Source organism: Variovorax atrisoli 110B, from assembly GCF_000382045.1.
Classification (GTDB): domain Bacteria; phylum Pseudomonadota; class Gammaproteobacteria; order Burkholderiales; family Burkholderiaceae_C; genus Variovorax; species Variovorax atrisoli.
Map to the genome: position 1 here is coordinate 819,629 of NZ_KB907450.1, position 13,114 is coordinate 832,742.

General features: G+C 68.1%; 10 protein-coding genes. 6 read left to right on the forward strand and 4 right to left on the reverse strand.

Annotated features, from left to right (window positions below):
- The first annotated feature begins 119 nt into the window (after positions 1-119).
- The 6 genes from G369_RS0103865 (at position 120) to G369_RS0103890 (ending at position 8,477) form a co-directional block, all read left to right on the forward strand.
- Positions 120-2,399: a hypothetical protein gene (locus G369_RS0103865; RefSeq protein ID WP_019652660.1), complete on the forward strand. Its 2,280-nt coding sequence runs from the start codon at positions 120-122 to the stop codon at positions 2,397-2,399.
- A gap of 204 nt (positions 2,400-2,603) precedes the next feature.
- The gene (locus tag G369_RS0103870; RefSeq protein ID WP_019652661.1) at positions 2,604-3,452 is read left to right on the forward strand and encodes a DUF6502 family protein; all 849 of its coding nucleotides are present in this window, start codon (positions 2,604-2,606) and stop codon (positions 3,450-3,452) included.
- Positions 3,449-4,921, forward strand: a complete 1,473-nt coding sequence (locus tag G369_RS0103875; RefSeq protein WP_019652662.1) for a DUF5666 domain-containing protein — start codon at positions 3,449-3,451, stop codon at positions 4,919-4,921. Before G369_RS0103870 ends, G369_RS0103875 begins: the two co-directional genes overlap by 4 nt.
- A gap of 269 nt (positions 4,922-5,190) precedes the next feature.
- Entirely contained in the window at positions 5,191-5,670 is a 480-nt protein-coding gene (locus tag G369_RS0103880; RefSeq protein ID WP_019652663.1) for a hypothetical protein, read from the forward strand.
- A gap of 339 nt (positions 5,671-6,009) precedes the next feature.
- Positions 6,010-7,707 (forward strand): sensor histidine kinase, encoded by a 1,698-nt coding sequence (locus G369_RS0103885; RefSeq protein WP_019652664.1) that lies wholly within the window; start codon positions 6,010-6,012, stop codon positions 7,705-7,707.
- 80 nt (positions 7,708-7,787) lie between these two features.
- Positions 7,788-8,477, forward strand: a complete 690-nt coding sequence (locus G369_RS0103890; protein ID WP_026346192.1) for a response regulator — start codon at positions 7,788-7,790, stop codon at positions 8,475-8,477.
- A 104-nt stretch (positions 8,478-8,581) separates the two neighbouring features.
- Here G369_RS0103890 and G369_RS0103895 read toward each other — a convergent pair whose 3' ends face one another.
- The 4 genes from G369_RS0103895 to G369_RS0103910 are packed head-to-tail and all read right to left on the reverse strand — an operon-like array spanning position 8,582 to position 13,094.
- A complete protein-coding gene (locus tag G369_RS0103895) occupies positions 8,582-9,496 on the reverse strand; it encodes a type II secretion system F family protein (protein ID WP_019652666.1) in 915 nt (304 codons plus the stop codon).
- Between the two features lie 12 nt (positions 9,497-9,508).
- Positions 9,509-10,501, reverse strand: coding sequence for a type II secretion system F family protein (locus tag G369_RS0103900; RefSeq protein WP_019652667.1), 993 nt, complete (start codon positions 10,499-10,501; stop codon positions 9,509-9,511).
- A gap of 29 nt (positions 10,502-10,530) precedes the next feature.
- Positions 10,531-11,901, reverse strand: coding sequence for a TadA family conjugal transfer-associated ATPase (locus G369_RS0103905; protein ID WP_019652668.1), 1,371 nt, complete (start codon positions 11,899-11,901; stop codon positions 10,531-10,533).
- 41 nt (positions 11,902-11,942) lie between these two features.
- Entirely contained in the window at positions 11,943-13,094 is a 1,152-nt protein-coding gene (locus G369_RS0103910) for a CpaE/TadZ family protein (RefSeq protein WP_019652669.1), read from the reverse strand.
- Between the last annotated feature and the right edge of the window lie 20 nt (positions 13,095-13,114).

The window sequence follows — 13,114 nt, forward strand, 5'->3', positions numbered from 1 at the left end:
GCGCGCCGTCTGTCCTCAAGGCACGGCTGCCGCGCGATCTAGGCTCATGTGCAGACGAAGAACCGGCGCGTCGCTCTTTCTCCTCATCGCGCGCGCCACGCCGCAGGAATCCCGCCACAGTGACGACCGCCACCCTTCCCTCCAAGACAATTCCCGCCGGCGTCCCCGGCACCAGCACGCCGGTTCCCGCGACCACGCCGCACCGGTGGAGCTTCATCCGCGCAGGCGGCCTCGACCAGGTGGTGTTCCGCAGCGGCGCGGACATCGCCCACATTGCCGAACTCGACCAGAAGCTGTGGGTCGCGCTAGCCTGCCCCACCCGCGGCATCGACTTCGATCCCCGCACGCTCGACCTGATCGACACCGACGGCGACGGCCGCGTGCGCCCGCCCGAGGTCATCGCGGCCTGCCGCTGGGCCTGCGAGCGGCTGCGCAGCCCCGACGCATTGCTCGCCGGCGGCGGCACCCTGTCGCTGGACGACCTCGATGACAAGGGCGCCGCGGGTGCGGATCTCGCGAAGGAAGGCAGGCGCATCCTCGACCTGCTCGGCAAGAACGACTCGAACACGCTCACGCTCGCCGACATCTCCAACCGCAGCGAGTGGCTCGCCGCCATGCGCTTCAACGGCGACGGCGTGGTCACCCCCGACACCGCCTCCGACGACGCGCTGCGCGCCACCATCGAGGAGGCGATGCGCACCCACGGCAGCACGCCCGACCGCCACGACAGGAAACCCGGCCTCGACCGCGCCCGCGCCGAGGCCTTCATGGCAGACGCCAAGGCCATGCGCGACTGGTACGCGCGCGCCGAAGGCAGCGACAAGGCGCTGCTGCCGCTGGGAGACCGCACGATCGCGGCGACCGAGGCGCTGCGCGCGGTCGCTGCCAAGATCGACGACTTCTTCGCGCGCTGCCGCGTCGCGGCCTACGACGTGCAGGCGGTGGTGGCGCTCAATCCGTCGCCGCAGGCATACGACGCGCTGTCGGGCCACACCCTCGACGTGGGCGCGCAGCCCATTGCCGAGCTGCCGCTCGCGCCTGTCACGCCCAGCCGCTCGCTGCCCTTGCGCGGCACCAGCCTGAACCCCGCGTGGGCCGAGGCGATGGCCGTCTTCGCACGCAACGCCGTGGCGCCGCTCCTGGGCGAGCGCGATGCGCTGGAGGAGGAACAGTGGCAACAGCTGCGCCGCCGGCTCGCGCCCTGCGAGGCCTGGATCGCGTCGCGCCCGGCCAATGCGCTCGCAGGCCTGCCGCGCGAACGCATCGATGCCTTGCTCGCGACGCGCGACGCCCTCCTCGCACTCATCGCCGAGGACGAGGCCGCCGAGCAGCACAACCGGCTGCTGGTCGACCTCGAAAAGCTGCTGCGGCTGCAGCGCGACCTGCTGGTGCTGCTGCACAACTTCGTGTCGTTCAAGGCCTTCTACCAGCGCGAGGGCGCCATCTTCCAGGCCGGCACGCTCTACCTCGACGGACGCAGCTGCGAGCTCACCGTGCAGGTGCAGGACACCGCCCGGCATGCGGCGCTGGCAGGCCTTGCAAAGACCTGCCTGGCCTACTGCGACTGCACGCGGCAGGGGCAGAAGATGAGCATCGTCGCCGCCTTCACCGCGGGCGACGTCGACTTTCTCTTCGTCGGCCGCAACGGTGTCTTCTACGACCGCCAGGGCCGCGACTGGGACGCCACCATCACCAAGCTGATCGAGAACCCCACCAGCGTGGGCCAAGCCTTCTTCGCGCCCTACAAGAAGTTCGTGCGCATGATCGAGGAACAGGTGGCCAAGCGCGCCGCCGCGAGCGAGGCGGGTTCGCAGAACGCGCTCCAGTCGCTGGCCGGCCGGGTGGCCACGGCCGACCAGGCGGCGGGTGCGAATGCCGCCGCGAAACCGGCTGCCAAGCCGGGCGTGCCATCGGCCGGCAGCCGCATCGACGTGGGTACCGTCGCGGCCATCGGGGTGGCGCTGGGCAGCATCAGCGCGGTGCTGGTGGGCATCTTCGGCAAGTTCATCGACCTGGGGCAGTGGATACCGGTGGCGCTCGCCGGCATCGTGATCGCCATCTCGGGGCCGAGCATGCTGATCGCATGGCTGAAGCTGCGGCAGCGCAGCCTGGGGCCGATCCTCGATGCGAGCGGGTGGGCCATCAATGGCCGCATGAAGGTGAGCGTGCGGCTCGGCGGCATGCTCTCTCAGACCGCGCGCGTGCCGCCGGGGGCGAAGCGCATCGCGCCCGATCCGTACCGCGAACGGCATGGCCTCGCGGGTGCGGTGGCTGCCGCCTGCATCGTCGGCGCCGTCGCGCTGCTGGCCTGGCGCATGGACTGGCTGGACGACCGGCTGCCGCCACGCCTGCAGCACGATCCGGCGACCACGAGTGCCCCGGGCGCCCCGGGCGCCTGAACCGCCATGAACGCCGATGCCCGCTTCGCGAGCCTCGGCGGACGCTGTGGGCGCTGTTGGTTTAGTGCACCTGGCCTACACCTTCGCAGTAGTCCAAAGCATTCACATTCATACTGTTGCGCAAGACAATTGCAAGCAGATCGCAATTGGCGACCTGCGCCGCATCCTCTTTGAACCGCAGTTTCGGGAACACATCGCGACTCCATGGAACACCGGCTGGACTGGACCCTCGCTGCCTGCGCCCGGCTTCTTCGGCCGGTGGTCAGGCTCGCGCTCGCCATGGGGGTCAAGCATCCGCACATCGAGGAGCTGTTGCGTGACCTGCTGATCGAGGAAGCCCAGCGCAGCTGGCGCAAGCAGGGCGTTCCCAACCCGAACCTGAGCCAGCTTTCGGTCACCACCGGCCTGAACCGCAAGGCGGTGACGGCCAAGGTCAGGGCAACCACCGATCCCCTGCCCCATACGGAACTGTCGGCTGCGGCCAAGACCTTCACGTTGTGGCTGCAGATGCTTACTAAAGATGACACCTACCGCCGGCTGCCCATCACGGCCGGCCAGGACGCGCCCTCGTTCGAGGCCGTCGCGCGCCTGAGCAGCCGCGGCAACGTGCATCACCGCACCATCCTCGACGAGCTGGTGCGCCTGAACATGGTGAGCGAGGACGAGGACAAGGGCGTGGTCGAGCTCACGACCGACGGCTTCGTGCCGGTCGAAGACCTGCAATCGATGCTGGCCTTCCTGGGCGACAACGGCCGCGACCACCTGCTGGCCGCCGTCGCCAACACCCTGGGCGAACAGCCGCGGATGCTGGAACGCGCGGTGTACGCGCGCGGCCTCTCGCTGGAAGACTGCGAACGAATCCAGCGCCTGGTGCGCGAGCGCTGGACGGCGCTGCACCATGAGCTGGCCCAGGACATGTCGAAGGCGGTCGACGAGGCCCCCGCCGGCGCGAAGGCGCGCATCCGCGTGGGCATCTACACCTACTTCGAAGACGAGCCAGCCGATCGGGCGCCGGCACGGCCGCCCTCATCAGAAAGCGAGCCCAGGCCATGAGCACGATCAAGACACCTCGCAGGATCATCTTCGGCCTGCTGTCGGCCGGGATCATGGCGTTGCTGCTTTCGTGCGGCGGAGGCGGCGGGAGCGGAGGCGGCTCGATCGCAGGCCTTGGCGTGGGCACAGGCAGCACGTCGCCGCCGGCGGCCACGGGGGCCGGGGGAACTACGGGAACCGCGGGGGCAGACCCCACCGGAACCGGAACCGGAACCGGAACCGGGACGGGGACGGGGACCGGCACAGCTTCGGCGGGGTCCGGAACCGGCGGTACGGGCTCGACCGGCGCCGCAGGCGGCTCGAGCGGCACAGGTGCTACGGGAGGCACCGGCAGCGACGCCGGCGCGGGCAGCAGCACTGCAGGCAACAGCAACACCGACGGCTCCGGCGTGGGCTCAGGCGGCACCGGCGTGACGGCGGACGCAGCCGGCATCGGCGCGGCGGACGGCCTGGGCAGCGTCATCCTCAACGGGCTGCGCTACGACACCGACAGCGCCACCTTCATCATCGAGGATGCGACCGAACTGCAGATCGGCATGAGCGCGCGCATCGCGGGCAAGGTCGACGCCAACTTCACCAGCGGCATCGCCAACCAGGTGGTCTCGGCGGCCGAGTTGCGCGGTGCGGTTTCGAACATTGACCTCGCCGGCGGCACCTTCGTGGTGATGGGCATCGGTGTCAGCGTCGACTCGGCCACGGTCTGGGCCGACGCCAACGGGCTGTCCGACGTCAGGGCGGGCAACATCATCCAGGTGTGGGGCCTGCCCGGCGCGCCGGGCATGCTGAGGGCCACGCGCATCCAGGTGGCCCCTGCCCTCACCGATCCGCTGGCCACAGGCGCGGTGCAGAACCTCGACAAGGCGCACAAGACCTTCATGCTCGGCCAGCTGACCGTCGACTACGGCACGGCCGCGTTCACGGGCCTGGACGAATCGTCGCTCGCCAACGGCGTGGTCGTGCGGGCCCGCGGCACGGCGGCCCCTGTCGGCGGCGTGCTCTCGGCCACCAGGGTGCAGGGCTGGTACGCCATTCCGACGAGCAACGGCGTGGCGGTGCAGCTCGCGGGCGTCATCAACGACTTCGCTTCGCGCGGCTCCTTCAGGGTGCTTGGAACGCCGGTCGATGCGACCAATGCGCAGATCGCAGGCGGCAATGCGAACTCGCTCGGCAACGGCGTGAAGGTCGAGGTCGACGGGTTCATGTCAGGCGGGGTGCTGGTGGTGAAGAAGCTGCGCATCCGCAACGTGCCGGGCACTGGCGGACCGGCCTCCTTCACGGTGATCGGCGCGATCGGCGGGTTCACGCCGCCCGCCAGCTTCAGGGTCCGCGGCCAGCCGGTGGATGCCAGTACGGCCGTTTTCGAGAACGGCACCCAGTCCGACCTCCAGAACGGCCGCAAGGTCACGGTCGTGGGCGACCGGGTGGTCGACGGCGTACTGATCGCGCAGCACGTCACGTTCTCGCCCTGAGCGAGCAATCCTTCACGAAACAAACTCTCGACAAGGCCGGGCGGCGGGAGTACAACTAAATAACTAAAGTGAAAAAATCACATTTAAAGCGCTCACGCCAATGCTGCCCCTCGACGACCGGAGATCGTGCATCCGCGGCGTTCCGCCCGCGGTAGCGCTGCTGCGCGTCTCGAAGCGGTATCTGCGATCGGCGCTGCGATGCGGGCATCCGCCCGCAGTTCCTGCCCATTGCTCGATGTGCACCAGCCACGGTGCAGACGGGAGCATGTATGCCGCTCACCCTCCTCCTCCGGCTTCTGCACGAGAAGCTTCCGGTCACGCTCACTGCTGACCCCGACATCAGGCACGCCTCCGTACTGATGGCCACCGGCCTGGTGGAAGCCGAGTTCCATCTCGACCACTTCGGCTACCAGCGGTACGAGAGCGCGGTGGTGTTCGACATCACCGAGGAAGGCCATGCCGAGATCGCCAACCTGAACGCCGGCGCGGCCGCGGCAGCGCTCGGAGACCCGGGGTGGCCGGTGATGCCGCTGGACTACCTTCGCAAGATCGGCAACTCGGTCTTCCCGCTGCGCATCGACGACCCGGCGGAAATCAACTCCGTCGCTGTGCTGAACGCCGCGGGCATGGTCGAAGCCACGCTGCCACCGCCCTGCCGGACCCGGCAGAGCCCGCAGAAATCCAGGCAGGCGGTCGTTCTCCGCGTCACGCCGCTGGGCCGCACCGCACTGATCGAACGGCGCGCCTGAAGCCGGCCCCGCAAGCCGGACAAGGCCGCGTCGTTGCGCTGAACAGGTACCCGCAAATATCCCGCCAGCCACGAGGTGCCAGGACCGCATCCCCTCGACAGCCTCCCGAAAATCACGGCGCAACGGCATCTTTGCAACCAAATGCAACAAACGTCACAAACCGACGATCGACCTCTGGCGCCATTGTTTTTGACTACCAAAGTAGTAATGTGAAACCTTCACATACATCCCTTTCAGGTGCGAGGCATGAATTCCAGACTGACACCGTCCGGCTCCGCCTGCAGCCATGGCCCCGCGCCCTGCATCGCGTGATCCGACTCATGCCGGGAACCCCAAGCCATGCTGGCCCATACCACCGCCGCCCCCGAAGCCGATACGGGTGTCGCCGCGGATGCGCTCATGGTCGCGCGTATGCGGCTGGTGCTTTCGGTTTCGGCGCTGCTGGCGGTGGTGGTTGATGCCGGGGACCATCGCGAGCACATCCACGGCACCGTGTGGCTGGCCTTCTGCGGCTATGTGCTGCACAGCCTGCTGGTTTACGCATGCACCCGCATGGGCCGCCCGTACTTCCAGGGCAAGGTCATCCACTGGTCCGACGTGCTGTGGTTCACGCTCATCATCTTCGTGACCGACGGCGTACAGAGCCTCTTCTTCCTCTTCTATTTCTTCGCGATCCTCACCTCCGCCTTCCGCTGGGGCTTCGAGGAAGGCGCCCGCGTGACGGTGGCTTCGGTCGCGTCCTTCGCGGCCTGCGGGCTGGCCACCAGCACCGGCAACGACGCGCCCCAGCTCCTGATGCGCAGCACCTTCCTGCTGGCGCTCGGTCACATGATCGTGCACTGGGGCGGCTCCAAGCTTGGGCTGCAGCGCCGGCTCGCGCTGCTGGGCGACGTCAGCCAGCTTTCCAACCCGCGCTTCGGCGCCGGCCGCACCATCGCCCGCACGATGGAAAAGACCCTGGCCTTCTTCAGGGCCAGCCACTGCATCCTGCTGACGCGCGACACCGCCTCGGGCAACTGGGTCCTGCGCACGCTGCGCAAGAACGACGCCTGCGAGCACGTCAGCGTCGAGACCATCGGCCGCATCGCCGAGTCGCCGCTCATGGCGTTGATGGCTTTGCCGACCGGCCAGACCGTGCTCAGCAACCGCCTGCCCTGGCCGCTGAGCCGGCTGTGCGCACAGAGCCATGTCTTCGAGCCGGCTGCCGCAGCCGGCTGGCGCGCCGAGGACGAGGAAGGCGCGCAACGCTGCGAGGCGGTGGCGGCGATGCTGGAGGCGCGTGCCTTCATCAGCGCGCCGCTGCCGATGCGGCTGGGCGAAGGCCGCGTCTTCGTGTCATCGCGCGACGGCCTCTTCAACAAGCCCGATGCGCTCTTTCTCACGCACCTGATGGAGCAGATCTTCCCGATCATCGAGACCATCGAGGTGCTCGACCGCATGGCCTCCGAAGCCGCCACGGCGGAGCGCCTGAAGTTCGCGCTCGACCTGCACGACACCGCCGTGCAGCCCTACATCGGCCTGCGCATGGGCCTGTGCGCGCTGCGCAGGAAGGCGGCCGCAGACAACCCGCTGAGCGAAGACCTGGAAAAGCTCACGGACGTGGCCGACGGCGTCATCGCCGACCTGCGCCGCTATGCGGGCGAAGTCCGGCAAGGCGCCAATGGCTGCGGCGGCCTGGTGCTGCCGCAGCTGCACCGCCAGGCCGCGCGGATCAAGGGCCTCTACGGCATCGACATCGCGGTGGCCGTCGACGGCCCGCTGCACCTCGACGACCGGGTGAGCGCCGAGGTGCTGCAGCTGGTCGGCGAGGGCCTCAACAACATCTGCAAGCACACCCAGGCCCGCCGCGGCAGCGTGCGCCTGGCCTGCAGCAATGGCCGGCTGCACGTTCGCATCGAGAACGAAGCCGGCCAGGAGAGCTTCACCAGGTTCAGGCCCCACTCCATCACCGAACGCGCAGCGGCCCTCGGCGGCCGCGCACAGGTCCGCCAGTGCGAAAGCGGCGGCACCGCCGTGCTGGTGGAAATACCGATCTGAGAACCGACGAACACCGCATGCCAGCCAGCACGCGCTGCACCGACACGAGACAAGCCAAAGCCAAGTTCAAGGAGCCCACCATGCAGCCAGCCACCCACCCCATCAGCGTCCTGCTCGTGGACGACCACCAGACCATGCTCTGGGGCCTGTCGAGGTTGATAGACGGCGAGCATCCGCGCATGAAGGTGGTGGGCACGGCCTGCTGCTGCGAGGACGCGGTCGCAACCTCGCAGAGCCTCGCGCCCGACGTCATCGTGCTCGACCTGGACCTCGACGGCCACAGCGCGCTGGACATCCTGCCCCGGCTGGTGTCCAACGAGGTGTCGCGCGTCATGGTGCTCACCGGCGAGCGCGAACAGCGCACGCTCGACCTCGCGGTGCTGCAGGGCGCGCGCGGCGTGATGCGCAAGGACGCGCCGGCGCAGCAGGTGATCGACGCCATCGAGCGCGTCCACAACGGCGAGCTCTGCGTCGACGCGCAGTCCATCGGCCGCGTCTTCTACGAGCTGACCGCTGTGAAGAAGCAGCAGCCCAAGGCCGATCCGGAAGCTGCCAAACAGGCCAGCCTGACGAGCAAGGAGCGCGAGATCATCCACACGGTCGTCGAAGGCAGCGGCGCCTCGAACAAGGCCCTGGCCGCCAGGCTCTTCGTCACCGAACACACGCTGCGCAACCACCTCACCTCGATCTACCAGAAGCTCGGCGTGGGCAACCGCCTGGAGCTGTACATCTACGCGATGAAGCACCAGCTCCACGCCCCCGCGCACTGAATCCAGCAGCACGACACGCGAAGGCCAAAGCCCGAAGCCCTGCGCGCCGCAACCGGCGCGCAGGGCTTTTTTCCATCCAGGAGATGTCGGTTCGAATGAAGGGCTCAGGTCCCGTTGAGCATCGGCATGATCATCCGCACGATGCGGATCGCCGCCGGCGTCAGGATCACCAGCGAGATGCACGGGAAGATGCACAGCACCAGCGGCACCAGCATCTTGGTCGGCACCTTGGCCGCGAGCTCCTCTGCACGCACGTGGCGCTTGTGGCGCAGGTCCTCGGAGAACACCCGCAGCGATTCGCCGATGCTGGTGCCGAAGCGGTCCGCCTGGGTCAGCATGGTCGCGAAGGTGCCGATCTCGTCCACGCCGGTGCGCAGCGCCAGGTTGCGCAGCGACTTCTCGCGGGTGGAGCCGGCGCGCATCTCGAGGTTGGTCCAGTGCAGCTCCTGCGCCAGCGCCGCGCTCTTCACCTGGATTTCCTCCGTGACCTTGGCCAGCCCGGCATCGAGGCCCAGCCCGGCCTCTACGCACACGAGCATCAGGTCGGCGGCGTCTGGAAAGTTCTCGAATATCTCGCGGCGGCGCGAGCGGATCATCAGGCGCAGCACCAGGTTGGGCAGGTAGCAGCCGGCCAGCGCCACCACTGCCAGCCACAGCAGCATCACCGTGCTGTCGTCCGCCGCACCCGTCGCCCGCAGGCCGACGTAGGCCAGCGCGGCGAAGCCCAGCGGCAGCAGCGTCTTCATGCCGAAGTACATGATGTAGGCGTCCGGGTGGCGGATGCCCGCGTTCAGGAAGCGCACCCGCAGCGGCGAGAGCTCGGCATCGCTGGTGGGCGAAGAGAGCTGCGCGAACGGCCCGACGATCTTGACGGCCTTCTCGGTCCACGCCGACTTGCCTGCCGGCATGGCCACCGCCTGCAGCCGCTGCTCGGTGCGCGTCGGCGACAGCCAGGCGGCCACTCCGACGATCGCCATCGACACGGCCAGGAAGACGAGAACGGGAAACAGCATGGTCATGGTTCTTCTCCTTCAGACGCGGATCTTCACGATCTTGCGCAGCAGCACGACGCCAACGAGCATCACCAACAGCATGTACTTGATCACCGTCTGCCCGATCGGATCGGTCCACAGCGGCGACATGAATTCGGGGTTGAACACGTTCATGAGCGCCGCCAGCGCGAATGGCATCAGCCCGAGGATCCAGGCCGACAGCCGCCCTTCCGACGACAGCACCCGCACCCGCGCGAGCAGCTTGAGCCGCTCGCGGATCAACCGGCTGAGGTTGCCCAGCACCTCCGTCAGGTTGCCGCCCGAATCGCGCTGGATCAGCACCGACACCACGAAGTAGCGCAGGTCGGTCAGCGGCACACGCTCGCTGAGGTTGGTCAGGGCCTGCTGCAGCGACACGCCGAAGTTCACCTCGTCGGCGACCATGCGGAACTCGCCGGCGATGGGCTCGGCCATCTCCTCGCCGATCATCTGGATGCCGCTGGCGAACGAGTGCCCCGCGCGCAGCGCCCGCGTGACGAGGTCCAGCGCCTCGGGAAGCTGCTTTTCCAGCCGCGTCAGCCGGCGGCTGCGCTGGTTCTGCAGGTAGAGCAGCGGCAGTATCGCCAGGCAGCCTCCCACCACCAGCCCGACCAGGAGCGACTGGTGCACGATCACCATCGATGCGAAGAAGCCGAGCACGCCCAGCACGCACGACACCAGCAGGAAGCTGGAAACAGTCCATTCCAGCCCCGCCTGCAGGATGAAGCGGTCCAGCATGTGCGCGCGCGGCAGCGTCAGCAGCAGGCGCTGCATCCACGGCACCTCGCTGAGCATGCGCTCCTTGGCCAGGTGGGCCTGCGGCGTGCGGTCGACCGCGGCGGAGAACGCCTGCAGCCGCTTCTCGATCTTGCGCGCTTCGGGCCCCTTGTAGGAGCGCCACAGCATGTAGAGCCCCTCCAGCATGAGCAGCACGGTCACGAACACCAGCACGGTGACGGTGATGAGGGTGTTGCCCCCCAGGTTGTTGAGCATGATGGCCTCCTGTTGCTTGCCTGGTCAGGTCATTCGTAGTGCTTGGTCGGGTCGAACATCGCATCCGGCAGGTCCACGCCGTACGCATGCAGCCGCTCCGCGAACTTCGGCCGCACGCCGGAGGCCTGGAAATGCCCGCGCACCTGTCCGTCGGGGCCCATGCCGGTCTGGCGGAAGCTGAAGATCTCCTGCATGGTGACCACCTCCCCTTCCATGCCGGTGATCTCCTGGATGCTCGTGACCTTGCGGCGCCCGTCCACCAGGCGCAGCACCTGCACGATCACCGTGATGGCCGACGCAATCTGCTGGCGCACCGTGCGGTGCGGCAGGTTCAGGTTGGCCATGCCGATCATGTTCTCCAGCCGCGCCAGCGCGTCGCGCGGCGTGTTCGCGTGGATGGTGGTGAGCGAGCCCTCGTGGCCGGTGTTCATGGCCTGCAGCATGTCGACCGCCTCGGCGCCGCGCACCTCGCCGATCACGATGCGGTCAGGCCGCATGCGCAGCGCGTTGCGCACCAGCGCGCGCTGCGTGATCTCGCCCTTGCCCTCGATGTTCATCGGCCGCGTCTCCATGCGCGCCACGTGCGGCTGCTGCAGCTGGAGCTCGGCCGCGTCCTCGATGGTGATGATGCGTTCGCTCGGCGGAATGAAGCCCGAGAGAATGTTCAGCAGCGTCGTCTTGCCGGCACCCGTGCCGCCCGAGATCAGCATGTTGACCTTCGCCTGGGCCAGGCCCTCGAGCATCTGCGCCATCTGCGGCGTCAGCGTCTTGAGCTCGTTCACCAGGTTCTCCATGCGCAGCGGGATCTTCGCGAAACGCCGGATCGACATCATCGGCCCGTCGAGCGCCACCGGCGCGATGACCGCGTTCACGCGCGAGCCGTCGGGCAGCCGCGCGTCGACCATCGGGCTCGACTCGTCGATGCGCCGCCCCACCAGCGAGACGATCTTGTCGATGATGCGCAGCAGGTGCTTCTCGTCGGTGAAGCTGACGTTGGTCAGCTCCAGCTTGCCTCTGCGCTCCACATAGATCTTCTCGTGCGAGTTGACCAGGATGTCGGAGACCGAGGGGTCGGCCATCAGCAGCTCGATCGGCCCGAAGCCGAGCATCTCGTGCTGGATGTCGCGGATCAGCGTACGCCGCTCGATATCGTTGAGCGCCTCGGGCTCCTCCTGCAGCAGTCGCGTGGTCATGGTCGAGATTTCCTGGCGCAGCACTTCGGGCTTGAGTGTCTCGAGCGCGGAGAGGTCGAAGCGCTCCAGCAGCTTCAGGTGCATGCGCTCCTTCAGCGACTTGTAGGCGTCCGAGGCATAGGGCGAGACGGACTGCTCCACGGCACTCCCGCCTTGCCGCATCGCGCTGTCGGTATCGATGGCATTGAGCTGTTCTCTGAATGACATGGGGACCTGCCTTGCTATTGAATGGGTTGGGCGATGCGCGCTCAGGCGCGGCGGAACAGCCGCCCGATGAAGCCGGGCGCCGCCTCCTGGCGCGGGCTGAGCGAGTGGGCGATGTCGGCGAGCTTCCTGGCCAGAGCGCTGCCGCGCGACAACTCGGCCAGCGGCACGCCGCGATTGATGGACGCATCCACGTCCTTGCCGCCGTCGGGCACGATCGTGAGCGTCGCGCCCACCAGCGAGCGCCGCATGTCCGACAGGCCGATCTCGCCTCCGCCCGCGCTGCGGTTCACCAGCAGTTCGACCTTGCCGGGCTGGTAGCCCAGCGACTTGAAGACGTGCATCAGCCGCGTCACGTTGCGGATGTGCGGCAGGCTGGGCTGCAGCACCGGGAAGATGCGGTCGGCCCGGTCCAGCACGCGGATCGAGAGCGTGTCGATGCGCGGGCCCAGGTCGAAGATCACGAAGTCGTACACGCCCAGCGCGATGTGCAGGATCGCGTCGATGTGCTCGGCCTTCACGTCCATCGCGCGCGAGATGTCCTCTGGCGCCGCGAGCACGGCGAAGGTCGGCGACACGCGCACCACGCTCGCGGCCAGCAGCGAGGCGTCGAGCCGGCCGATGTCGCGGGCCACGTCCGCCATCGTCGAGGTCGGACGCAGGTCGCTCACGTACGACAGCGCATCGCCGAACTGCAGGTTCAGGTCCACCAGCAGCACCGAGCGCTCCTTCGAGAGCTGGTGCGCGATGTTGGTCGCCAGGAAGGTCGAGCCGCTGCCGCCCTTGCACGGCATGAAGGCCACCACCTGCCCTGGCACGCGTGCCTGTGCACCGGCCATCTTGTGCGCGATGCGCTCCACGGCCGCCTCCAGCGCGGCCGTGTCGGCGGGCGACGGCAGCACCTCGCGCACGCCCGCGCGCATCGCGTGGATCAGGAATTCGGGCGTCTGCATCGCGCACAGCAGCACCACCGCGATCGACGGATGCTGCAGCGTGAGCTTCTCGACCAGGTTGAGCTCCTGCGGGTCGCAGCACATGCCGTCGACCAGCAGGAGATCGGGCGAGGCCTTGTCGACGACCCACTGCATCCGGCTCTTGCCGCCTTCGAACAGCGACACGGTGTGCGAGCGCGCCTCCAGCACCTTGCGCATGTCCTGCAGGTGGTTGGCGTTGGGGGAGATGATGGCGATCTTCATGGTCTTGTCCGTTGCGTTGA